Annotated in this window: 17 protein-coding genes; 8 read left to right on the top strand and 9 right to left on the bottom strand. The window is 72.9% G+C overall.

What is annotated here, in order from left to right:
- Positions 1-349: 349 nt before the first annotated feature.
- Entirely contained in the window at positions 350-1270 is a 921-nt protein-coding gene (locus tag P696_RS0120165; RefSeq protein WP_026413737.1) for a family 3 encapsulin nanocompartment shell protein, read from the top strand.
- 389 nt (positions 1271-1659) lie between these two features.
- On the opposite strand, the gene P696_RS46880 is transcribed toward P696_RS0120165, so the two are convergent.
- Together P696_RS46880 and P696_RS0120175 are read right to left on the bottom strand one after the other, a co-directional pair.
- A complete protein-coding gene (locus P696_RS46880; RefSeq protein WP_051467927.1) occupies positions 1660-3066 on the bottom strand; it encodes an MFS transporter in 1407 nt (468 codons plus the stop codon).
- A gap of 488 nt (positions 3067-3554) precedes the next feature.
- The gene (locus P696_RS0120175; RefSeq protein ID WP_051467928.1) at positions 3555-5210 is read right to left on the bottom strand and encodes an AMP-binding protein; all 1656 of its coding nucleotides are present in this window, start codon (positions 5208-5210) and stop codon (positions 3555-3557) included.
- Positions 5211-5350: 140 nt separating this feature from the next.
- Here P696_RS0120175 and P696_RS0120180 point away from each other — a divergent pair, with 140 nt between their 5' ends.
- Complete coding sequence (locus tag P696_RS0120180; RefSeq protein ID WP_026413739.1) at positions 5351-6109, top strand: GNAT family N-acetyltransferase; 759 nt, start codon at positions 5351-5353, stop codon at positions 6107-6109.
- Between the two features lie 607 nt (positions 6110-6716).
- On the opposite strand, the gene P696_RS0120185 is transcribed toward P696_RS0120180, so the two are convergent.
- Positions 6717-7403 (bottom strand): NAD(P)-dependent oxidoreductase, encoded by a 687-nt coding sequence (locus tag P696_RS0120185; RefSeq protein ID WP_026413740.1) that lies wholly within the window; start codon positions 7401-7403, stop codon positions 6717-6719.
- Positions 7404-7452: 49 nt separating this feature from the next.
- Between P696_RS0120185 and P696_RS0120190 the strand changes: the two genes are divergently transcribed.
- Positions 7453-7824: a winged helix-turn-helix transcriptional regulator gene (locus P696_RS0120190; RefSeq protein ID WP_026413741.1), complete on the top strand. Its 372-nt coding sequence runs from the start codon at positions 7453-7455 to the stop codon at positions 7822-7824.
- 710 nt (positions 7825-8534) lie between these two features.
- On the opposite strand, the gene P696_RS0120195 is transcribed toward P696_RS0120190, so the two are convergent.
- From P696_RS0120195 to P696_RS0120215, 5 genes are read right to left on the bottom strand one after another with little or no spacing between them, the layout of a single operon-like run.
- Complete coding sequence (locus P696_RS0120195; RefSeq protein WP_026413742.1) at positions 8535-9425, bottom strand: NAD-dependent epimerase/dehydratase family protein; 891 nt, start codon at positions 9423-9425, stop codon at positions 8535-8537.
- Positions 9422-11680 carry an AMP-binding protein gene (locus P696_RS58810; protein WP_281174968.1) on the bottom strand — a complete coding sequence of 753 codons (2259 nt, stop codon included), beginning with the start codon at positions 11678-11680 and terminating at the stop codon, positions 9422-9424. The genes P696_RS0120195 and P696_RS58810 overlap by 4 nt, the downstream gene beginning before the upstream one ends.
- Positions 11677-12882 carry a cytochrome P450 gene (locus P696_RS0120205; protein ID WP_026413743.1) on the bottom strand — a complete coding sequence of 402 codons (1206 nt, stop codon included), beginning with the start codon at positions 12880-12882 and terminating at the stop codon, positions 11677-11679. The genes P696_RS58810 and P696_RS0120205 overlap by 4 nt, the downstream gene beginning before the upstream one ends.
- A gap of 13 nt (positions 12883-12895) precedes the next feature.
- Positions 12896-13648, bottom strand: coding sequence for a glycosyltransferase family 2 protein (locus tag P696_RS0120210; protein WP_026413744.1), 753 nt, complete (start codon positions 13646-13648; stop codon positions 12896-12898).
- Positions 13648-14631, bottom strand: a complete 984-nt coding sequence (locus P696_RS0120215) for a 3-oxoacyl-ACP synthase III family protein (RefSeq protein ID WP_245627741.1) — start codon at positions 14629-14631, stop codon at positions 13648-13650. Before P696_RS0120215 ends, P696_RS0120210 begins: the two co-directional genes overlap by 1 nt.
- Before the next feature lie 163 nt (positions 14632-14794).
- On the opposite strand from P696_RS0120215, the gene P696_RS46895 reads away from it, so the two are divergent.
- Positions 14795-15973, top strand: a complete 1179-nt coding sequence (locus P696_RS46895; protein ID WP_034486011.1) for a cytochrome P450 — start codon at positions 14795-14797, stop codon at positions 15971-15973.
- Positions 15974-15983: 10 nt separating this feature from the next.
- On the opposite strand, the gene P696_RS52685 is transcribed toward P696_RS46895, so the two are convergent.
- Positions 15984-16955 (bottom strand): hypothetical protein, encoded by a 972-nt coding sequence (locus tag P696_RS52685; protein ID WP_026413746.1) that lies wholly within the window; start codon positions 16953-16955, stop codon positions 15984-15986.
- Between the two features lie 135 nt (positions 16956-17090).
- Between P696_RS52685 and P696_RS0120230 the strand changes: the two genes are divergently transcribed.
- The 4 genes from P696_RS0120230 to P696_RS0120245 all read left to right on the top strand — a co-directional run bounded on the left by P696_RS0120230 (position 17091) and on the right by P696_RS0120245 (position 22293).
- Complete coding sequence (locus P696_RS0120230; protein ID WP_026413747.1) at positions 17091-18251, top strand: steroid 3-ketoacyl-CoA thiolase; 1161 nt, start codon at positions 17091-17093, stop codon at positions 18249-18251.
- Between the two features lies 1 nt (position 18252).
- Positions 18253-19275: an MBL fold metallo-hydrolase gene (locus P696_RS0120235; RefSeq protein WP_026413748.1), complete on the top strand. Its 1023-nt coding sequence runs from the start codon at positions 18253-18255 to the stop codon at positions 19273-19275.
- 254 nt (positions 19276-19529) lie between these two features.
- Positions 19530-20774, top strand: coding sequence for a cytochrome P450 (locus P696_RS0120240; RefSeq protein WP_051467929.1), 1245 nt, complete (start codon positions 19530-19532; stop codon positions 20772-20774).
- A gap of 226 nt (positions 20775-21000) precedes the next feature.
- Positions 21001-22293 carry a glycosyltransferase family 4 protein gene (locus P696_RS0120245; protein WP_026413750.1) on the top strand — a complete coding sequence of 431 codons (1293 nt, stop codon included), beginning with the start codon at positions 21001-21003 and terminating at the stop codon, positions 22291-22293.
- Positions 22294-22358 lie beyond the last annotated feature (65 nt).

The raw sequence follows: 22358 nt of genomic DNA on the forward strand, positions 1-22358 counted from the left end.
GGGGGTGTGAGGGGAGGGAGTGGGGTGACCCTCGGCGCCCCGGGGTGTGGGGAAGGGGTGGAGTAGTGGGGGGTGGAAGTGCGGTGCTGGTCCCGGGGGAAATGGTGACGTTCCGCGTTCACTTCGTCATTGAATTGCGGCACGCCATCACCTCGCGGCATCCGAGACCAATCCGCAGGGCCCGTTCTATCACGGGGAGTATTTCTCCAACAAGATTACGCCAACCTCTTTCCATTTCTTCGATTTTTGCTTAGTCTCCGAACTGGCGGAGCAAGATCAACGCGTCGCCGACGGCCGGACCGTGATCCGGAACGGCCGGCAATACGGCCTTTCACGATGGGAGTTCGCCGTGCTGGACTACCTCATCGACGATCCGGCTCTGCGCAGCCGCAGCGTGGGCGAGGAGTTCGCGCTCGCCGTGGCACGTGCGGGCGGCGGGGACGCCGTCGTGCGGGTGCGGACGCCCCTGACCACGCTCTTCCCCCTCGCCTCCACCCGCCCCCGTCCGACCGTCCGGGAGCAGACCAAGGGCGGCACCGTCACCGACCAGGCCCTCCGCTACGTGCGCGAACTCCGCGACGACGAGGCCGGGGAGCGGTCGGACACCGCCTACGCCACCACGCCCGAGGCCGTGTTCCGGCCGTCGGTCGCGAAGGCCGAACTGACCGAACTGTCCGTGCGCGTGCCCGTCCCGGCCGACCTGTGCGCCGACCCCGCGCTGCTGGCGCGGTTCGTCGAGCACCGGGTCACGGTGCGGCTGTGCACGGTCGAGAACGAGGTGCTGCTCCGCGGCTCCGCGGACGGCGCGATCACGGGGCTGCTGTCGGCGCCCGGCGTGCGGCACGGTTCCGCCGGGCCGAAACGCCTGCTGGACGCCCTGATGGACGGCTGCGCCGACGTCGAGGAGATGGGCGGCTCGTGCGACGGGCTGGTCATGCACCCGGCGAACTACTGGAGGCTGGTGGGGTCCGGCGCGCTCGCCGCGGTGGACACGGCCGGCCTGCGCATCACCCGCACGCGCATGATCGAGCGGGACCTGGTCCTGCTCGGCGACTTCCGCGCCGGGATCACGGTGCTGGACGGCGAGGAGTCCACGCTGGCGCTGCGCCGCTCCGCCACGTCGCCGGATGGCGCCTCCACATCGCCGAACGGCGTCTCCACCTCGCCGGACGGATCCGCGAGCCCGGCCGACGGCGCCGCGATCGTCGCGACCATGCGGCTCGGCATGGCCCTGCACCTGCCCCAGCACTTCCTGCTCCTCGAGCTCTGACGCCCCCGCGCCTCCCCGCCCGCCGCCCGCTCCCCGCTTCCGACCCGCCACCCGCTCCCCCACCCCCTCCCGCTCCCCGCCTTTCCCAGCTCCTCGCCCTTTCACAGCTCTCTTCCCCCCTCCCGGGATCGCCGGGCCGCCTACGTCGAAACGGAGGTGACCGACATGCGTACGACCCAGTGGTAATCCACCGGGGATGTTTGTTTCGGCGACGAGCCGTGCGTCGCCGAATTAATTCAACGTCCCCTCAACACAAATGATCCAAATATCACGGCACACCGTAGAGAAAGGAGGATCGCCATGCGTACGCCTCCGTGGTAAAGATTCAGGTCGGCGTTGACCGGGCCGCCGCGACGTAGGGTCCGCCCTCGTCCGGACGGACGCTCCGGTCACGAAACGCCGTCAGCGGCGCGGCCGCCTCCTTGGGCCGCGTCCCGGCGCCCGTCATCCCGCTCGGGGTGGCGGGCGCCTCCCGTTCCGCCCGCGAACGCGCCGACGAGCGCCGTGAGCAGGAGGGCCACCGCCATCCCCGCCCAGACCGCCCGGAAACCGGCGTCGGACGTGCCGTGGAGCAACGCGGTGAGCCCTCCGATGCCGACCGCCGCGCCCGCCGAGCGCGCGAGCATGATGAGCGCGCTGCCGTTGCCGGACCGTCCCGCCGGGACGGCCGACATCGCCAGCGTCTGCAGCGCGATCGTCAGCACGGCCGACCCGGCGGTGCCGACGATCAGCGCCGGCAGCAGGACCAGCGCGTACGAGCCGTCCATCCCGGTGATCGCGGGCCAGCACCAGCCCACCGCGCCGATGAGCCCCCCGGCGACGAGGATCGGCGGCGTGCCCACGCGCCGCACCAGCGGCCCGCTCAGCCAGGACGACACCGCCGCCGTCAGCGGCGCCGGGGTCAGCGCGAGCCCGACGTCCAGCGTGGAGTAGTGCCAGCGCGCGGTGAAGACCATCGCCGCGGCGAGCGGAACGGCGAACGACACCACACTCGCCAGCACCATCCCGCCGTTCCCGAACGCGGTCGACCGGACCTTGAGCAGCGTGAAGTCCACCGCGGGACGCGGGTGGCGCAGCGACGCGCGCACCCCGAGCGCCGTGACCGCGCCCCCGGCCACGGCCGATCCGAGCACCCGTCCGGACGACCAACCCCAGTCGGGCCCGCGGACGAGGCCGAGCACGATCCCGGCGACGCCGAGCGCGAGCAGCGCCGCGCCCAGCAGGTCGGGCAGGCCGCGCGTCCCGTCCGTCCGCCGGCGGGCCGGAACCCCGTACGCGCCGCACCCGAGCGCCAGCAGCCCGAGCGGCAGGTTGACGAGGAAGATCCAGCGCCATCCCCCGGCCGCGAGCAGCGCCGAGCCGAGTGCCGGACCGGCCGCCGCCGCGACGCCGGACACCGCGCCGAACAGCGCGAACGCCTGCGCGCGGCGGCCGGGGAACGCGTCCACGCCGATCGACATCGCGAGCGCCACGACCGCACCGCCGCCGCCCGCCTGGAGCAGCCGCGCGGCGACCAGCGACCCCGGCCCGGACGCGACTGCGCAGGCCAGCGACCCGGCCGTGAACACCGCGAGCCCGGCCAGGTACATCCGGCGCGGCCCGTACCGGTCGGCCAGCCCGCCCGCGGGGAGCAGCACCGCCGCGAACACGACCGTGTACCCGGTGATCGTCCAGGACAGCCCCGCCAGCGTGCTCCCCCGGAAGTCGTGCAGCAACTTCGGGATCGCGACGCTGACGACGTTGAAGTCCACGACCGCCATCACCTGCGCGACGATCACCGACGCCAACGCGAACATCCGCCGCCCACCGCCCGCCACCTGTGCCGCAGGCTCCCCGGCTACCGACTCCCCACGACCGTCCGCCCCTTGTGGCGGCCCCGACTCCCCCTCACCACCGGCCACCCGGGACGGACGACTTCCCGGTGCCGACTCCCCTCCGCCGCGCGCCACCGGACGAGCCCCGCCACCCGGCGCCGCAGAGATGTCACCGTCCGACAGCGACGCCGAGCCGTCCACCGCCCCAACCCTCATGTCGTCAGGCGCAGCCCCACCCGCTGCGGCATCGCAGGCAGCCTCAGCCGCAACGACGGCATCACACGCCTCCTCGGCCACCGCAACACCACGCGCAGGCCCGTCCGCCGTGACGTCTGGCTCCGGTCCGGCCGTCGTGGCGTTGGGGGTTGGCTCGGGGGGTGTGGGGCTGGGGTTCGGCGGGGGTGCGGTGGCCGGGGAGTGGTGGCGCGGGAGAAGAAGTCTGCGGACGGCCGCCGAGGCGCGGCGGGCGATCATGGGGTCGGGTGGGCCGCGGCGCGGCGGGCGAGTTCCTCCTCGATGTCACGTTTGCGGACCTTGCCCGTTGGGGTCTTCGGGAGTTCGGAGACCAGTTCCAGCCGGTCGGGGGCGTAACCGAGGGTGAGCCCGGCGGCGCTGGCCGCGTCGCGCAGGGCGTCCAGTGTCGGGGGCTCGCCGCGCGGGACGACGACGGCGACGACGCGTTCGCCGAGGACGGGGTCCGGTTCGCCGACGACGGCGACCTCGGCGACGTTCGGATGTTCGCGCAGGACGCCCTCGACGACGACGCCCGGAACGTGCACGCCGTTCCGGTTGACCATGTCCTTCACACGTCCGACGATCTTGATGCCGCCGAGTCCGTCCGGACGGGCGAGGTCGCCGGTCACGAACCAGCCGTCGTGCAGGGACTCGGCGAACAGCGCCTCGTCGTCCTGGTAGCCGAGGCACATGTTGGCGCCGCGGACCTCGAGCCGCCCGGGTTCGCCGTCCGGGACGGGGGCGCCATCGTCGCCGACGAGCCGGAGCTCCATCCAGTCGACGGGCCGCCCGTCGCTGCGCACGGCGATGTCGGCGGGGTCGCCTGGGCGGCCTATGGTGACGCCGCCGTTCTCGGTCATCCCCCATAGCGGGAGCAAGGAAATGCCGAACACGTCGTGCAGGCGCCCAGGCATAGCGGGCGGGATCGGAATCGAGCCAGCCACCAGGTGACGCAGCTTCAGCTCGCGCGGGCGCGCGTCCTGCTCGTCGGCGAAGTCGTCGAGGGTGCTGGGGGTGATGTAGGCGGTCGTGAGTCCGTACTCCTGCGCGAGGTCGAGCAGGTCGGCGGCGCCGAACGCGTCCGACCAGACGGCCGTCGCGCCCGCTAGCAGCGGCGCGAGCATCCCGTAGAGCCAGCCGCCCTGCCCGCCGACGATGCACGGCGTGGTCAGGACGTCCTCGCCGGTGAGGCCGAGCGGGTCGACGTAGCCGCGCGCCATCGCATACAGCGTGTTGAACGAGTGCCGGACGCCCTTGGGCTGCCCGGTCGTGCCGGAGGTGTACATGATCTGGAACAGGTCGTCCGGCCCGGGCGGCTCGAGATCGAGGTCCGCGAGCGGGGTGGACGGGGCGAGCAGGGCCTCCTCGAAGCGCATCGCACCGTCGAGGATCTTCTCCCCGACGACCACCAGATGCCGCAGATCAGGCAGCCGGTCGCGCATCCGGGCGATGGCGGCGGCGGGTTCGAGGCCGCGGACCCCGTCGATCGTCACCGCGACCCGCGCGCCGCTGCGCCGCAGGATCACCTCGGTGTCGGCGTCACCCGTCGCGATGAAGTACGGCACGACCACCGCGCCGAGGCGTCCGCAGCCGAGCGCGAGGACGGTCGCCTGCCACTGGTTGACCAGCTGCATGGCGACCCGGTCGCCGCGGCGGACGCCGAGCTCGGCGAGTCCGGCCGCGCAGCGGTCGACGGCGTCCTTCAGCTCCGCGTAGGTGAAGAGCCGGTCGGGTCCGCGCGCGGTCTCCCAGGTGTGCCCGACGACGGCGAGCCGGTCGGGCGCCTCACGGGCCCAGCGATCCAGGTCGTCCAGAAAGGTCTCGTTCCGCCACCAGCCGCGCTCGTGGTAGCCGCGCCGCTCAGGGTTGATCACTTCCGGTTCGCCGGTCATCGTCGACCCTTCCCTCGGTGTCTCCAGCAGACGAACACGGACACACCACCCAGGACAACAGCCGATCATGACAAAAGATGATCTCGGGCCGTTCAAATTCGTTCGCCCGCGCGACCGCCTCCGGCGTACCCTGCGCTCTCGTGCTGATCAACGACGTGCAGGCGTTCCTGCGAAGCGTCCCGGACGACCAGCGGCTCCGGATCGGGCCGTTCACCGCCAAGATCGACCCGGACGACTCCGACTGGCCGTTCAACTACGCCGTCCCCGACGACGACGCGGACCCGACCACCGACGAGGTCGAAGCCCTGGTCGGGGCCTTCTTGGAACGGTCCCGCATCCCCCGCCTGGAGTACATCCCGCGCGCCGCGCCCAAGGTCGAGGCCACGATGCTGGCCGCCGGGTTCACCCCCGAGGGCCGCTTCCCGCTGCTGGTCTGCCCGCCGTCCGAGGTCGTCGACGCGCCGGTCGACCCGGGCGTCCGGACCGAACTCGTCCCCGCGTCCGCGACGGACGAGCTGTGGGCCGTCGCCCGCGTCACCAACGCCGCCTTCGACGTCCCTCCGCCCGCCGAGCACGACGTCACCCGCATGCTCCGCGTCCTCGCCGAGGACGGCCTGATCGCCGCCGCCCGCGACGCCGCGACGGGCGAGATCATCGGCGCCGGCCAGCTCCTCGCCCCCAAGGGCGGCGTCGCCGAGATCGCGGGCATCGCGACAGCTCCGTCCCACCGCCGCCGCGGAATCGGAGGCGCCATCACCGCCCTCCTCACCCGCGCGGGCGCACGAGCCGGCATCACCACCCTCTTCCTCACTCCGGCCAACGACCAGGCAGCCAGCGTCTACGCCCGAGTCGGCTACCAGAAGCAAGGCGAAGCCCTCTTCATCTCCCTCCGCCCCTGATCCCCCCGCACGCACGCAGGCAGGGCCCACCGCCCAACCCCGCGCACATGAGCCAGGCCCACCATCCACCCCTCCGGGCACGCACGCATAAGGCCCCGTCCCCACACGCGCGCACGAGGCGGGGCCGGGCGCCGGGCCCCGCGCACACGCACAGGGGCAGGCCCACCTCCCCGCCCACGCCCACGCGCGCGGGGGCAGGCCCACCGCCCCGCCTCCCACGCGCGCATGAGACGCCGACCCGTCAGGCTCACGCGCATGCATGAGGCAGGCGTCCCGGTGGACACCCACCGTCCCGCCCCGCACGCGCGTGAGGCGGGCTCGCCGTCCCGCCCCGCACACGCGCGTGAGGCGGACCCGCCGTCCTGCCGTCGCGCGCACGCGTGGGGCGGGCACCATCGGCGTCGTGCGCCATTGGCCCCACCTCCCGCGCGCACGCGCGCACGGGGGGCGGGCGATCTCGCTCGGTCCCTACCCCGCCCGCCTGGACGCGCGCAAGCGCGCGCATGGGGCGGGCGAACGGCCAGAGAGCGGTCCGCGGGATGAGCTGCGCGCGCACGCGCGCGCATGGGGCGGGCCTGGCGTCCTGCCTCAGGCGCGCGGTCGGCGGTTACGGGTGCGCTGGACTCTCAACTCCCATGTGCACGCGCGTGCGCGTGGGCGCGTCGATCTGGTCGAGCACGGCGATGGCGAAGTCGGCCAGCGAGATGCGGCTGGACGGTGAGCCTGGCGCTTCGTGGTACTCCCCGGTCCGTCCGGCTTCGTGGTCGAAGTCGCCGGACGGGCTCAGGACCAGCCAGTCCAGCCCGTCCCCGCCCTTCCGCAGGACGTCCACGCCCGCGAGGTGCCCTTCGCAGAACGGCCGGAACTCCGACGGGAAGTCAGGCAGATCCATCCAGGTCGGACCGGTGGCCGCTTCCAAATACGCGCCCAGCCCGACCGCGATGACCCGCGGAGCCTGGGACGCGAGCAACGCCCTGTTGGCCGCCGGAAAGTGCTCGCCGGGATCGACGCTCAGATCGGCGGCGGCGTTCACCACCGCGTCCCGCCCTTGGCTGAGGCGCGCGACGGCGTCCGCATCGGTGATGTCGCCCCGCACGTAGGCCACGACACCGGCGGCGTTCGAGTTATCCACAGTCTGGGCCTGGACTTTCACGTCCGTCCCGTCATCGGCCACGCTGGTGTGAGCGGACGGATCGCGGACGACGGCGGTGATGCGGTGGCCACGGGCGAGGGCCTCGCGGACGACGGCGCGTCCGACCCGTCCACCCGCCCCGAAAACGGTGATCTCGGTCATGGCAGGACGCTAACCAGAAGGGAGGTATCCCCTTGGATACCGTGAACGCATGCGCACCCCCCTCACGGCGGACATGTTCGACGAGCTCTGCCCGACCCCCCTGAGCCCCATCCGCGTGGGCGACAAGTGGGCGGGCATGATCATCCGCTGCCTGGAGGACGGCCCACGCCGCTTCTCCGAGCTGCGCGTCCCCCTGCGTGACATCACCCCGAAGTCCCTCACGCACTCCCTGCGCGCCCTCGAACAGCGCGGCCTCGTCTCCCGCAACGAACAACCCCGCTCCGTCGAGTACGCCCTCACGCCCCTGGGCCGCAGCCTGCTGGAACCCCTGAACGCCGCCTGCGCCTGGGCCGAAGAACACTGGGACGAACTGGTGGACGCCCACGAGGCCGCCTACCAGGAAACCCGGCACACCGCCTGACCACCCAGCTCATCCCCCAAGGCCCGGTGCGACGGCCCGCATGGGTCACCGAAGAGAAAGCAGTGGGCTGGCAGGTGATGCACCCGCCCGAACTGCTGCCGTGCCTGCCCCGTCCGGCACCGTTGTCGGGCCGTCCGCTCTGGACACCGACCCCGGTTTCGGAGTCCCCGGCCCAGGGGGCTTGGAGAACAGCGCCGAGGCCGCGGCTTAGCTCGGTGAGTGTGTGGTGAGTGGACGGCGGCTAGCCCGGTGAGTGTGCAAGTGGGTGGACGGTGACCTTGCCCCGGGGGGCCGGGCCGTTTTGGCGGTGACTTGGCCCCGAACCGGGCCCGCTGGGGCGGTGGCTCGGCCCGGGGCCGGGGGCGCTGCGGGGGGCTCGGGACTGGCGGGCGGGCTTGTGGCGGCGGCGGTTTGGCCCGGAACCGGGCCCGCTGGGGCGGTGGCTCGGCCCGGGGCCGGGGGCGCTGCGGGGGGCTCGGGACTGGCGGGCGGGCTTGTGGCGGCGGCGGTTTGGCCCGGAACCGGGCCCGCTGGGGCGGTGGCTCGGCCCGGGGCCGGGGGCGCTGCGGGGGGCTCGGGACTGGCGGGCGGGCTTGTGGCGGCGGCGGTTTGGCCCGTGGCGGGCTTTTGTGGCCGGTGGTTTGGCCTGGGGGCTTGCTGGGTGGTGGCTTGGAGTGGGGGATGAAGGGGTTCTGGCGTGTTGGGGTGGGTTACCAGGTGGCGGCGGATTTGAAGGTTGTGAGGATGGGGGTGTAGGCGAGGGCGGTTCGGGCGGCGGTGATGTCGTAGGTGCGGTCTTGGGCCAGGTGGCTGATGGCGTAGCGGGTCAGGCGCGGCGGGTGGGGGCTGCGGGCCAGGAGGTACGCGCCTTCGGCGATGGTGGCCAGGGCCTTGGCCGGACGGTGTGGAAGGTAGACGGGGCGGGCGCGGATGCCTCGTTCGGCCAGAAGGGAGCGAAGGGCTGTGTCGAGAAGGACGGGTGCGGCGTCGGTGATGTTGTAGACGCCGGGTGGGGAGGTCAGGGCCTGACGGCAGGCGTGGACGAGGTTGCCGATCGAGGTGAGGCTGATGCGTTGGCAGCCGGTGCCGACGGCGAGGAGGACGGGGCCCCTGACGGCGGACAGAACGCGGGGCAGGAGGGTCGTGTCGCCAGGGCCGTAGACGGCGTGGGGGCGGAGGATGACGGTGTCGGGGTGGCGTTGGACGAGGCGGTCGGCGGCGGCCTTGGACGCGCCGTAGGCGTTGAGGTGACAGGTGGCCGGGCCGTCGGACTCGGGTGTCATGACGTGCGGTACGTGCGGGTCGTAGACGCTCGCCGTACTGACGTGGACGAAACGGGCGTCCGGCCAGGTGGCGAGGGCGTGGCGGGTGCCGAGGAGGTTGACGGCGAAGAGGTCGGCGGCGCGGCCCCAGTCAGTGACGCTGCCCGCGCAGTGGATCACGGCGTCGACAGGCGGCGGGGTGCGGAGCGGGCCGTCGGTGAGGTCCCAGAAGCGGTAGCCGGGGCGGCGTCCGAACGTGAGGACGTCGTGGTCGGCGGCGAGGGCGCGGGCGACAGCGCCACCGACGAAGCCGGAGGCCCCGGTGACGGCGATTCTCATCGGACGGCCTCCCGCAGCAGGTCACGGTCGAGTTTGCGGGTCCGGCCGGAGCGCGGCAGCGACGGCAGGACGACGATCCGGTCGGGCAGGGCGTCGTGGTCGATGAGCTGCGGGAGGCGGCGGCGCAGGGAGTCGGGGCTGGCGCTCCCGGTCACGGCGAGGACGACCTGCTCGTCCCCGGTCTCGGGGTCGGGGACGCCGACGATGGCGGCCTCGTCCACGCCGTCCAGGGTGGTGATCGCGGGTTCGTAGAGCCCTGGGTACAAGTTGAATTTGCCGCGGATGAGCATGTCCTTCTTGCGGCCGATGAGTACCAGCCGGTCACTTTCCATGCGGACGAGGTCACCCGTGGGAAGTTCGGTGATCGGGGCCTCGCCGAGGTAGCTGCGGCACAGGTTGGGGCCGGTCAGCCAGAGCTCGCCGTCCGGTGCCACGCGCGTGCGCACGAGCGGTGTGCCGAGGAGGTCGCCGCCGCTGGTGTGGGCGAGTTTCTCCTTGGCGGACGCTATGGCGACGGGCAGGATCTCGGTCATCGCATAGACGGAGAGCACCTCGGCATGCGGTGCGGCCTCGATGGCGCGTCTCAGCACACCGGCCGGTGCGGGAGCGGCCCCGAGCAGGACGTAGCGCAGCGACTTGGGCAGGGACGGTTCGACGTCCAGAATCTCGGCGAGGTGCACCGGAACACAGAACGTGTGCGTCGCGCCGCGTTCACGAAGCTGCAACGCGAACCGCCTCGGGGACGCGAACAGCGGCGGCATCGACCAGCGCGCGCCGGATACGAGTGTCGGAAGCCCCAGCATCAGCTGGTCCGTGTGGACGACATCACCCGGCCCGAGTGGCAGCCGCTCGCGGAACAGGTCGAGCGCCGCCACAAGCGACGCCTGCGTGTGGACGACCGCGCGCGGCTTCTCCGTCGTTCCGGACGTGAAGATGACCGCCGCGGGAGCATCCGGATCCAGATCGAAGTCATCATCCAACGCGTCCATGACCAGGCCGCGCCCCTCATCCGCCGCGTCCGTGACCAGGCCGCGCTCCTCACTCGCCGCGTCCGAGGCTGGGCCGCGCCCCGCACCTGCGCTGTCCGAAACCGGGCCGCGCCCCTCACCTGCGGTGCCCGAAACCGGCCCCTGTCCCCGACCCGTCGCAGCCGAGACCTTGCCGGGGTCGATGTTCGGTGTGGCGGACGTCCGGTCGTGTCCGGGACTCGGCGGGGTCGGGGTCCTGCCGGGGTGGACGTCCGGTGGAGATGGCGGCATACCTCGCCCGGCGACAAGGACGTCACACGCGTGGGGAATGGCGTTGTTGCCGGGGGCCTCGCAGGTGTCGGAAGCGGGAGAGGTGTCTGAGGCCTCACGGGTGTGCCGGGAGGCGCTGCCGCCCGGCGCGGCGCTGCCGCTGGGCGCATGGGCGGCGTTGGTACCGGGGGCGTCGCGGGTGTCGGAAGCGGGAGTGATGCCTGGGGCGTCACGGGTGTGCCGGGCGGCGCTGGTGCCCGGCGCGTCGCAGGTGCGGGGGGCGACGCCGCTGCTGGGAGCGAGGACTGCGCTGGTGCCCGGAACCTCACTGGTGTTGGAGGCGGCACTGGTGCCGGGGGCATGGGCGGCGCTGGTGCCGGGGGCATCGCGGGTGTCGGAAGCGGGAGAGGTGTCTGAGGCCTCACGGGTTTGCCGGGCGGCGCTGCTGCCCGGCGCGGTGCTGGACTCGGGGGCGGTGGTGGGGTCGGGGGCGTCAGGGGTGTTGGGGGCGCGAGTGGTGTGCGGGGTGGGGGTGGTGAGGAGGGTTTTCAGGCTTAGGGAGTTGGGGGGGACGCCGGGGACGTGGGGGCCGGTGTGGATGTGGCGGAGGGGGAGGTCGGCGAGGTGGGGGAGGAGGAGGCCGCGGCGGCGGGCCAGGGCGCGGACGGGGCGGAGGCGGCTGGCCGCGTACAGCACGGATTCGGCCGCTGACCAGCGTGGGGACGCGAGGCGGAGGCGGGCCGCGAACATCTCCGGGCCCGCGCCCGGGTCGGCGAAGATGACCACTCCCCCGGCGGCGACGACGCCGAGCGCCAGCACCAGGCTGTCCGGGGACGGGCGCACCGAGAAGAGGACGCCGTCCCCGGCCCGCATGCCGTTCGCCCGCAACCCGTTTCGGACGGCCAGAACCCGGCGGCGCAGCTCGCCGTAGGTCAGCTCCGTGCCGTCCCCCGCGACGAGCGCGACGGCGGACGGGGTGCGCGCCGCCTGGTCCAGAAGCCGTCGGATCAGTGTCATCGAGCGTTCTCCTCCCCACCGCGCCGGACGCGGAGATGGCGGTATGTCGGAATCAGCACGCCTCGGGAGGCGCTCCGATGCGTGATCGTCAGCGGGCCCGCGGCCAGCAGCGTCCGCATGACGGCCCGGATCTCGGCCATGGCGAGCGGGTAGCCGAGGCAGAAGTGCGGCCCGGCCCCGAACCAGAGTCGCCGCAGCTCAGGAGGAGTGGTCCGGGACGGATCGAAGGGCCCGTACGCGCGGCAGCAGTTGTGCGTCGCGATGAGGACGCGGTCGCCGGGCCGCACCGGCACGTCCGCGATCCGGGTTTCGGCGTGGACGCTGCGCAGCATCACCGGCGTCGGCGTCGTCACGCGCATCGCCTCGTCGACCGCGCGGTCCAGGAACCCGGCCGCGAAAGCAGCGGAGGCAACAGGGGTAGGCGTGGGGTTCAGAGTGCCGGTGTCGTGGAGGAGGGCCAAGAGGCGGGGGACGAGGGTGGCGACGGTTTCGGTGCCGGTGAGGAAGAAGGCTCCGGCCGCGCCGCGTGCCTCGTCCTCGGTGAGGCCGAGGGCGCGCATGCGTCCCATCACCGTGGACGCGTCGCCCTCGGCGTACGCCTTGGCCGCGATGTCGCCGAGGGGATCCAGGACGGCTCGTGCGCGCGCGATCTGGGACGGGGAAAGGCGGCGGGTCCGAAGGGACACCATCGACACGATTCGCTCGCCCGCCTCGAAGAGGGCGCGGTAGTCGTGCTCGGACGTCGTGTCCAGTCCGATGACGCGGCTGATCACCGCGCCCGCCATCACGCGCATCATGGCGACGACGTCGACGGACTCGCCGCGCGCCAGCCGCTCCGACACGTCCCGCAGGGGGACGGCCAGGACGTCGTCCACCAACGACTCGGCGTAGCCGGGCGTGAAGAGGTCGGTGAGGCGGCGGCGCAGCGCGCGGTGCGCGTCGCCCTCCATGTTGAGCAGCACGGACGGGCCGAGCACCGGGGTCCACAACTCGCCCGGCGAGCCCGGGCCGTCCTTGCGGAACGTCGTGCCGTCCATCAGGACGGTCCGGGCGCAGGACGCGTCGTTCACCACGACCCCCACGCCCGGCACCCGCACCACCGGTCCGAGCCGCGCCAGCCCGCGCAGCAGCGGATAGGCCACCGGATGCGCCGCCAGGTACAGCCGCGCCTCCCAGTCCGGAACAGGCAGCCGCAGACCCATGTCGTCCCTCCCTTCAGCGGATGTCCACGACCGGCGGCCGGTAGCGGTGGTCGGCGTACCAGCCGAGCGTGCGGAGGAGGCCGAAGGCGCGGAGGCGGCGGACGGAGCCGTAGACGACGACGTCCGGGCGCAGGCCGTAGCGGTCGGTCAGGTAGCGGACGCGGTTGACCAGGGCGCGGTCCTCGTGGACGTCCTCGATGCGGGTGCGCGGGAACCCGCCGGAGCGCAGGTACAGGTCGGCGGTGATGGCGACGTTGCAGCCCGGCATCATCACGTAGGGGCCGAGGAACAGCGGGTCCTGGTTGCCCGGGCGGAAGCGCCCGAACAGGGCGGCGACGGAGACCACCGACGGCAGCAGCCGCCGTTCCCAGTACTTCAGGGGGAACTCGTCGGTACGCGGGCGCAGGGGCCCGCTGACCATGTCGAGCCCGTCGTCGAAGGCCCGCTTCACCGCCGCGACCCAGCCGCGTCCGGGCAGGCAGTCGGCGTCGGTGCGGGCGACGTGCGTGGCCCCGGCGGAGATCGCGTGCCGGACGCCGGTGTCGGCGGCGGCGCCGGTGCCCTTCTCCGGTTCGCGGACGATCCGGATCTCGGGTTTCGGGTGTTCCGCCGCGAAGGCCCGGACGACGGCGGCCGTCCGGTCGGTGCTCGCGTTGTCCACGACGACCACTGTGAACCCGGGGTCGGTCTGCTCGGCGAGGCGGCGGAGCGTCGCGCCGATGGAGCGCTCCTCGTTGTAGGCGGGGACGACGATCCAGAGGTCCATCACAACTCCATGAAGATCACGCCGAGGCTGACGCCGCCCGCCAGCCCGATCATCGCCACCCGGTCGCCGGGCCGGCAGCGGCCGTCCGCCAGGGCGGCGGCGAGCTGCGCGGGGAGCGTCGCGGACGCCATGTTCCCGTGCTCCGGCAACGTCAGGACGAGCCGGTCCGCCGGGATCCCGAGCAAGGACCGCAGCACCTCGAGATAGGGAAGTGTCACCTGGTGGACGGCCACCACGGCGAAGTCGTCCCAGGTCATGCCGTTCTTCTCCAGCGCGTTCAGGAAGATCTCGGGACCGGCGGCGAGGAACGCGTCCTTCAGCCTGCGCCCGTCCCCGCTGAAGTACGTCGCGTCCGGGTCGCGCGGACGCATCGACCCGCCGCCCGGCAGCGTCCCGATCGACCAGGCCGACGACACGGCGGCGAAGTCGCGGTAGAAGATGCCCCGGCCGTCCGGGTCGGCCTCCACCAGGACGGCGGCGCCCGCGTCCGACAGCGTGTACCCGGCGAACGCGTCGACGAACTGGGCCCGGTCGCGCACCCGCCACCGGACGGCCCGCGACGGCGCCTCGCCCGTGCAGACCAGCACCCGCTCGGCCTGCCCGGTCCGGATCAGCGCGTCCGCCGTCTGCAGCCCGTTGAGGAAGCTGTTGCAGGCGTTCTTGACGTCGAACACCGGGCAGGTCGCGCCGAGCTTGGCGGCGACGATGTGCGCGGTCGCGGGCTCGACCAGGTCCTGTGAGGCGGACCCGAAGACGAGCAGGTCCAGGCCCGCGGGGTCGACGCCGAGCCGCCGGGCGGCCTCGACCGCCAGGTCCGACGCCTGCTGGTCGGGCCGCATGACGTGCCGGGCGCGGATCCCGGTCATCCGTTCGACGATGGTCGGGTGCGGCCGGTACCCCTCGATCCGCGCCTCCACCTCGGCGCTGGTCAGCACGGTCTCGGGAAGGTACGCGGCGGCACCGGCGATGCGCGCTCTGATCACGGTCGTCCCCCGGGTCTCAGGTCCTGGTCTCTCCCCACCAGGGTCGCCCTTCGGCAGCCCCCTCACCAGGGGCTTCATACGGGATGCCCATGTGCGAGGCACTCATCCCGGACTGAGTACCTTCGCCCATCCGCCGCCGCGTCCCGGCCGGGAGGATCGGGCCGTGCTGACCAGACCTGAGGCCCGCCTGCTCTGGGCCGCCAATCCGTGGTTGTACGCCCTGCTCCGCGCCTTCCGGCACACCGGCCCGGTGACCCGCGTGCCGCGCGTCGGCTGGGTGGTGACCGATCCCGTCCTGGCCCGGCGGGTGCTCAACGACCACGCCTCGTTCACGATGGGCGGCGAGGGCGGCGTCGGGCACCTGTGGGCGCAGCTGTTCGGCCCGGAGATGGGCCGCTTCTTCGACGGCCCGCGTCACACCGAGCTGCGCACGTCCGTCCGGGACCTGTTCACCGAGGACGCCGCCGACGCTCTGATCGCGCGGACGCAGGGCCCGCACCACGCGCGTCTCGCCGACGCCCTCGCGGGCGGCGCGACCGTCGACCTCGCCGACACGGCCCGCGTCCTGGCCGGACGCATGGTCTGTGACCTGCTCGGACTCCCTGAGCAGGACTACCGCCGCCTGTTCGCGCTCGGCGAGCGCCTCGCGTCCCTCGCGCTCGGCACCACGTCCTCGACGGAGCTGCCGGGCCGCGTTCTGTCGGAGGCGCATGCCATCGTGGACGAACTGACCGCCGCCGTCCCGTCCGCGTACCGCTCGTCCGGGCCGTCCACCCTGCTGGGCCGCTGCCGCATGCTCGGGCTCCCCGAGGACGTGGCGCGCGGTCTCTCCACGCTGCTCGTCGTCGCGGGCACCGAGACCGGCGTGTCCGGAACGCTGCGCACGGTCGCGCTCCTGCACGACGCGAACCAGCAGCGCCTCCTCCTGGACGACCCGGCCCTGCTCCCCGACGCCGTCCGGGAGGGCCTGCGCGTCTCCACCCCGGCCCCGCTCATCGGCCGCCACGTGGCCCGCGACGTCCGTCTCACCCCGCACAGGACGATGCGGGCGGGCGACCGCGTCCTGCTGCTCACGCACCTCGCGAACAACAGGGTCGGCCCGTTCGACATCACGCGTCCCTACGTGCCCGAGACCCGGCAACTGTGGTTCGGCGCCGGCCGCCACCTCTGCCTCGGAGCGGCGGTCGCCCGCGCCCAGGTCACCGCGACGCTCCGCGCCCTGCACGCGTCGGGCCGTCCGTACCGGATCGTCCAACGCGCCGAGGCCCGCCGAGCCCTCGTCCCCACCTACGCGAAACTCCTGGTCAACCTCGACACACAGGACCGCGCTCCAACCTGCTGACGCCCTCCGGTCAGGTGCCGATGACCTGGCGGCAGCCGCCGTCGTAGACCGGCGGCTTGGACATGTCGTACGGGTCCTCGGTCTGGGACGCGCCGCCCCCGCCCGGATCGCCCGGATAGATCGGACGGATCCAGCCGTCCGTGATCGAACAGGGCGCGGGCGCGGCGACCCGTCCCATCCTGCTGATCCACACGCGCACGTCGCCGCCCTCGCGCGACACGGTGAAGGTCACCGTGCGCCGCACGACCACCCGTTGCACCCGGTCAGGACGCTTCGGCGGGTGGACGGCGTAGACGAAGTTGTGGTCGGTCCGCACGGTCAGCCCGTCCTTGGCGGCGGACGGCGTGACGGTGCCGTGCACCTTCACGGTCGGCGTCGCGGCCACGGCCGAGCCGGGGGCGAACGCGTTCATCCAGACCCGCCGCGACGCCAGCCCCTTGGCCTGCCCGGGGTCGAGCGCGCCCGCGAGCGCCTTGGTGTCCCCGTCGTAGACGGTCGCCGGATCGAGGTCGGCGGCGACGAGGATCCGCTTGACGCGCGCGTAGGCGGCCTCGACGTCCGTCCTGCTCAGGCCCGCCATGGCCGCAGCCGCGGGCATGACGATCCCGGCCTCGCCGTCCTCGTAGGAGGCGGCCGGGCTGCCCGCGAAGAAGTCGGACGGCGCGGGCGTCGGGCTCGGCGACCGGAACGTCACCGAGGACCGCGCGGACGAGTCGTCCCGCCCGAGCCACCACATCCCGGTCGCCGCCGCGCCGAGCACCAGCACCACGCCGCCGACCAGCCCGGACGCCTTCAGATACCCCATCGCCTCCCCGCCCGAACCCCCGCGAGCCGACCGGCGGGACGACCGGGACGACCGGCGCGGAGGACGCGGCAGGCGCACGCGCGGGCGGCGGCGGCCCGCGCGCTGGCGGGCGGACGGTTCGGAGATCGACGCGCCCGCGATGAAGTCGTCGTCGAAGGGCGGCAGTTCGTCCGGCATGAGGCCGATCGTTCCCCACACCTCCGGACGGCCGCAAGGCGCGCCCGTGCCGCCCGCGCCGCCCCGCGCCCTTCCAGAGAAAACTAGAACACGTTACAGTCAGAGTCCGAACGTCGTTCCAGCAAGGAGTCGCGGATGGGCACCCCGGTGATCGTGGAGGCGGTTCGGACGCCGCTCGGCAAGCGCAACGGCTGGTTGGCCGGTCTCAAGGCCCAGGCCGTGCTCGCGCACGCGGTCAACGCGCTGCTGGCACGGTCCGGGCTGGACGGCGCGGAAGTGGAACAGGTTTTCGCCGGTTGCGTGACCCAGGCGGGCGAGCAGGGCGGGCACGTCGGACGGTACGCCTGGCTCTACTCCGGGCAGCCGTGGCAGGCCGGGGTGACCACGCTCGACGCGCAGTGCGGGTCGTCGCAGCAGGCCGTCCACCTCGCGGCGGCGCAGATCGCGGCCGGGGCCGTGGACGTCGCGATCGGCTGCGGCGTCGAGGTCATGAGCCGTTCCCCCCTCGGCAGCAACGTGCTGCCCGCCAAGCCGCGCCCGGACGACTGGTCCATCGACATGCCGCACCAGTTCGAGGCCGCCGAGCGGATCGCGAAGCGGCGCGGCCTCACCCGCGACGACGTGGACGCGTTCGGCGTCCGCTCCCAGCAGCTCGCCGCCAAGGCGTGGGCCGACGGACGGTTCGACCGCGAGATCGCCCCGATCGACGCGCCCGTCGTAGACGCCGAGGGCAACCCCACTGGCGAGACCCGCACCGTCACGCGCGACCAGGGCCTCCGCGAAACGACCCGGGAGGGGCTCGCCAGGCTCAAGCCGGTCATGGGCGAGGACGCGCTGCACACCGCCGGGTCGTCCTCACAGATCTCCGACGGTGCCGCCGCCATCCTGGTGATGGACGAAGCGAAGGCGCGCGCCCTGGGCCTGCGCCCCCGCGCGCGCGTCAAGGCGCAGGCCCTGGTCGGTTCCGAGCCGTACTACCACCTGGACGGCCCGATCCAGTCGACCGAACGCGTCCTGTCGAGAACCGGGATGTCGATGCGCGACATGGACATCACCGAGATCAACGAGGCGTTCGCGAGCGTCGTCCTGTCCTGGGCGTCCGTCCACGGGCCGGACATGGACACGGTCAACGTCAACGGCGGCGCGATCGCGCTCGGCCACCCCGTCGGCGCGACCGGGGCACGCCTGATCACCACGGCCCTGCACGAACTCGAACGCCGCGACGCCGCCACCGCGCTCGTCACCATGTGCTGCGGGGGCGCGCTCTCCACGGCCACCGTCCTCGAACGTCTCTGACGTGCGTCCGGAATCCGACGCGCGCCCGGAAGGCGTGCGTCCGAAGGCGGAGGACCTGGGCGGCGGCCTCTGGAGCCTCCCGGTCCCCATCCCGGGCAATCCGCTCGCGTACACGCTGGTGTACGCGCTGGAAAGCCCGCGCGGGCCCGTCCTGGTGGACGCGGGCTGGGAGCACGAGGACGCCTGGGACGCCCTGACCGACGGCCTCGCCACGTTCGGCATGGAAGTCGCGGACGTCCACGGCGTGGTGGTCACGCACCACCACCCCGACCACGCGGGCCTCGCGGGACGCGTGCGCGAGGCGTCCGGCGCGTGGATCGCTATGCACCGCGCGGACGCCGAGATCGTCCGCGCCTTCCGGTCGATGGTCGAGCAGGACGCCGGACGCACCTGGATCGCCGACTCGCTCCGCCGCGCGGGCGCGGACGACGGGGACCTGGCGGACCACCCGCGCCGCCGCCACATCGACCCGCCCGCCCAGCCCGACCGCGAGCTGGAGGACGGCGACCTCGTCGGCCTCCCCGCGCGCCGCCTCCGCGCGATCTGGACGCCCGGCCACTCCCCCGGCCACCTCTGCCTGCACCTGGAGGACGCGGGCCGCGTCTTCACCGGCGACCACGTCCTGCCCCGCATCACCCCGCACATCGGCCTCTACCCCTACGACCGCGCCGACACCGACCCGCTCGGGGACTTCCTCGCCTCCCTCGCCCGCGTCGGCGACCTCGCGGTGGACGAGGTGCTCCCCGCCCACCAGTTCCGCTTCCACGACCTGGCCGCCCGCACCCGCGCCATCGCCGCCCACCACGAGACGCGCCTCGCCGAGCTCGCCGCGCTCCTCGGCGACGAGCCCCGGACCCTCTGGCGCCTCACGTCCGCCCTCGGCTGGCGCGAACCGTGGCCCGCCATGTCCCTCCAGTCCCGCCAGATGGCCGCCGCCGAGGCCGCCGCGCACCTGCGGGTCCTGGAACGCCGGGGCCAGGCCCGCCGCACCCCCGGCGAGACCCTCGCCTACACCACCGCCTGAGGGCCGAAACGTGGCGTAGGGCACAGTTGGTCTGCGGGCTAGACCCTTGATGAGACTCGAGTCTCATGTGAGAATCGCACTAGGCCGAGCAGACCAAGCAAGAGCTTGGTCGAACATGCGTGCACGTGTGTTCTCGCAGGCCACAAGGTCATCGACGACTGCCCGCAGCCCCCGACGCCCCCACGAAACCCTCCCGACCGCGAAGGCGCGACCGGTCGAACGCCCCTGCCCTCCACCCCGGCGAAGGATCTCTCATGCCCTCTGAGATCGGCACGATCGACCCGCCCGTCCTCGACGTCATCGACCCCGGCGTGTACGAGTCGGGCGGCATCCCGCACGAGCGGTTCCGGTGGCTGCGCAACCACGATCCGGTGCACTGGCACGCCGATCCGAACCCGGCGGTGCCCGGGTTCTGGGCGGTGACGCGGCACGAGGACGTGACGTGGGTGTCGCGGCACCCCGAGCTGTTCTCCTCGCACACCCGGACGGCGATGTTCGAGGAGTTCACCGACGACGAGATCGCCCTGTACGGGCAGATGATGCTGTTCCAGGACCCGCCCGACCACACCCGGCTGCGGGCCATGGTGAACAAGGGCTTCACACCCCGGATGATCAAGAAGCTCGAGGGCCACATCCGGGGCATCTGCAACGAGCTGATCGACGCCGCCGCGCCGCTCGGCGAGTGCGACTTCGTCGAGCGCTTCGCCGCGCCGCTGCCGCTGTACACGATCTGCGAGATCCTCGGCGCGCCGCTTGCGGACCGCGAGAAGATCTTCCACTGGTCGAACACGCTGGTCGCGTTCAACGACCCGGAGTTCATCGGGGACAAGAGCGAGTCGATCGCGTGCGCGGCCGACTTCATGACCTGGGCGACCACGCTGCGGGAACGGCGGATGCGCGAGCCCGGCGACGACATCGCGACCAAGCTCGTCCAGCCGGACGCGGACGGCAACACCCTCACGGTCGAGGAGTTCCAGCTGTTCGTGCTGATGCTGTCGATCGCGGGCAACGAGACCACGCGGACGGCCACGGCGGGCGGCATGCAGGCCCTGTTCGAGCACCCGGACCAGTGGGAGCTGCTGAAGGCGAACCCGGCGGTGCTGCCCACGGCCGTCGAGGAGATCGTCCGGTGGGTGAGCCCGATCAACCAGTTCCGCCGGACGGCCACCCAGGACACCGAGATCGGTGGCACGCGGATCCGCGCCGGGGACAAGGTCGTGCTGTTCTACGGGTCGGCGAACCGGGACGAGCGGGTCTTCGAGGACCCGTTCCGGTTCGACGTCACCCGCGACCCGAACCCGCAGCTCGGCTTCGGCGGCGGCGGCCCGCACTTCTGCCTCGGGACGCACCTGGCCCGGATGAACCTGCGGATGGTCTTCGAGACGATCTCGTCCCGGATGCCGGACATCCGCCCGGCCGGACCGGCGCGGCGGCTCCGCTCCAACTTCGTCAACGGGATCAAGGACATGCCCGTCCGGTTCACCCCGACGACCGCCTGAGACGGCCAGGATGCGAGCGGGGGCGGACGGGCCGCCGGACCCGTCCCCGCCTGGTCCTTCATGTGCTTTTCGAAACACTTTTGGACGCGATGCCCAATATTGAACTCTCCGGTAACGTGCGGAAGCTAAGGTCTAGTTCGATACGACAGGTGATCGAGACGCCGGCGCGGCAGGCGGCCCGGGCGTCCACCCGACGGACAGGAGTGACGCGTGGGCCGGAGCGGTCGTGACTGAGGCGGGGCCGGTGGCCGGCGAGCGGCCGCTGCGCGTGGCGCTGCTGTCCTACCGGAGCAAACCGCACTGCGGCGGCCAGGGTGTCTACCTGCGGCACCTGAGCCGGGAGCTGGTCGACCTCGGGCACTCGGTGGAGATCCTGTCCGGCCAGCCGTACCCCGAGCTCGACCGCGACGAGATCGTCCTGGCGAAGATCCCCAGCCTCGACCTGTACCGCGACGAGGACCCGTTCCGCACCCCGGGGCGCGAGGAGTTCCGCGACTGGGTGGACGTGCTGGAGTTCGCGCACATGCGCACCGGCGGGTTCCCCGAGCCGCTGACCTTCAGCATCCGCGTGCTGCGCGAGCTGAGGCGCCGCCGCCGCGAGTTCGACGTCGCGCACGACAACCAGGTGCTCGGCCTCGGCAACCTCGGCATCTCCCGGCTGGGCCTGCCCCTGGTCACCAGCATCCACCACCCCATCAGCGTCGACCGGCAGATCGAGCTGGACGCCGCGCAGGGCTGGAAGAACAAGCTCGGCAAGCGCCGCTGGTACGGCTTCGTGGCCATGCAGTCGCAGGTCGCGCGGCGGATCGGCACGGTGCTCACGGTGTCGGAGTCCTCCAAGATCGACATCGTCCGCGACTTCAAGGTCGACCCGCGCGACATCGAGATCCTGCCGCTCGGCGTGGACACCTCGGTCTTCCACCCGCGCGGCCCGCTCACCGGACGCGTGCCCGGCCGGATCGTCGCGATGGCCAGCGCGGACGCCCCGATCAAGGGCGTCGACGTGCTGCTGCGCGCGGTCGCCAAGCTCGCCACCGAGCGCGACGTCCACGTCGTGATCGTGTCCAAGCCGAAGAAGGACGGCCCGACCGAGGCGCTCGTCAGGGAGCTCGCGCTCGGCGACCGGGTGCGGTTCGTGTCCGGCATCAGCGACGACGAGCTGGGCGAGCTGCTGGCGTCCGCCGAGATCGCGGTCGTGCCGTCCCGCTACGAGGGCTTCTCGCTGCCCGCCGTCGAGCACATGGCGTCCGGCACCCCGCTGGTCGCCAGCCGCGCGGGCGCGCTGCCCGAGGTGGTGGGCGACGCCGGGATCCTGGTGGAGCCCGGCGACGTCGAGGAACTCGCGGCCGTCCTGCGCCGCCTGCACGACTCCCCCGAGGAGCGGGCGAGGTGGAGCGAGGCCGGACTCGCCCGGGTGCGCGAGCGGTTCGCGTGGCGGGCGGTGGCGCAGGCCACCGTCGGCCACTACCGCGAGGCGATCACCCAGCGCGAGTACCTGCGGAAAGCCGCCGGGAAGTAGCGGCGGCCCACGCGGCGGCCCACCGGGGGGCGACCGCCCACGCCGCCGCCGCGCGGGCACGGATG

Origin of the sequence: Actinomadura oligospora ATCC 43269 (assembly GCF_000518265.1) — a bacterium.
In the GTDB taxonomy this organism is placed as follows: Bacteria; Actinomycetota; Actinomycetes; order Streptosporangiales; family Streptosporangiaceae; genus Spirillospora; species Spirillospora oligospora.

Excerpts from the sequence above, each read along its gene's own strand:
- P696_RS46880 (WP_051467927.1), bottom strand. The coding sequence starts at position 3,066 with ATGTTCGCGTTGGCGTCGGTGATCGTCGCGCAGGTGATGGCGGTCGTG.
- P696_RS0120175 (WP_051467928.1), bottom strand. The coding sequence starts at position 5,210 with ATGACCGGCGAACCGGAAGTGATCAACCCTGAGCGGCGCGGCTACCAC.
- P696_RS0120185 (WP_026413740.1), bottom strand. The coding sequence starts at position 7,403 with ATGACCGAGATCACCGTTTTCGGGGCGGGTGGACGGGTCGGACGCGCC.
- P696_RS0120190 (WP_026413741.1), top strand. The coding sequence starts at position 7,453 with ATGCGCACCCCCCTCACGGCGGACATGTTCGACGAGCTCTGCCCGACC.
- P696_RS0120195 (WP_026413742.1), bottom strand. The coding sequence starts at position 9,425 with ATGAGAATCGCCGTCACCGGGGCCTCCGGCTTCGTCGGTGGCGCTGTC.
- P696_RS58810 (WP_281174968.1), bottom strand. The coding sequence starts at position 11,680 with ATGACACTGATCCGACGGCTTCTGGACCAGGCGGCGCGCACCCCGTCC.
- P696_RS0120205 (WP_026413743.1), bottom strand. The coding sequence starts at position 12,882 with ATGGGTCTGCGGCTGCCTGTTCCGGACTGGGAGGCGCGGCTGTACCTG.
- P696_RS0120210 (WP_026413744.1), bottom strand. The coding sequence starts at position 13,648 with ATGGACCTCTGGATCGTCGTCCCCGCCTACAACGAGGAGCGCTCCATC.
- P696_RS52685 (WP_026413746.1), bottom strand. The coding sequence starts at position 16,955 with ATGCCGGACGAACTGCCGCCCTTCGACGACGACTTCATCGCGGGCGCG.
- P696_RS0120230 (WP_026413747.1), top strand. The coding sequence starts at position 17,091 with ATGGGCACCCCGGTGATCGTGGAGGCGGTTCGGACGCCGCTCGGCAAG.
- P696_RS0120240 (WP_051467929.1), top strand. The coding sequence starts at position 19,530 with ATGCCCTCTGAGATCGGCACGATCGACCCGCCCGTCCTCGACGTCATC.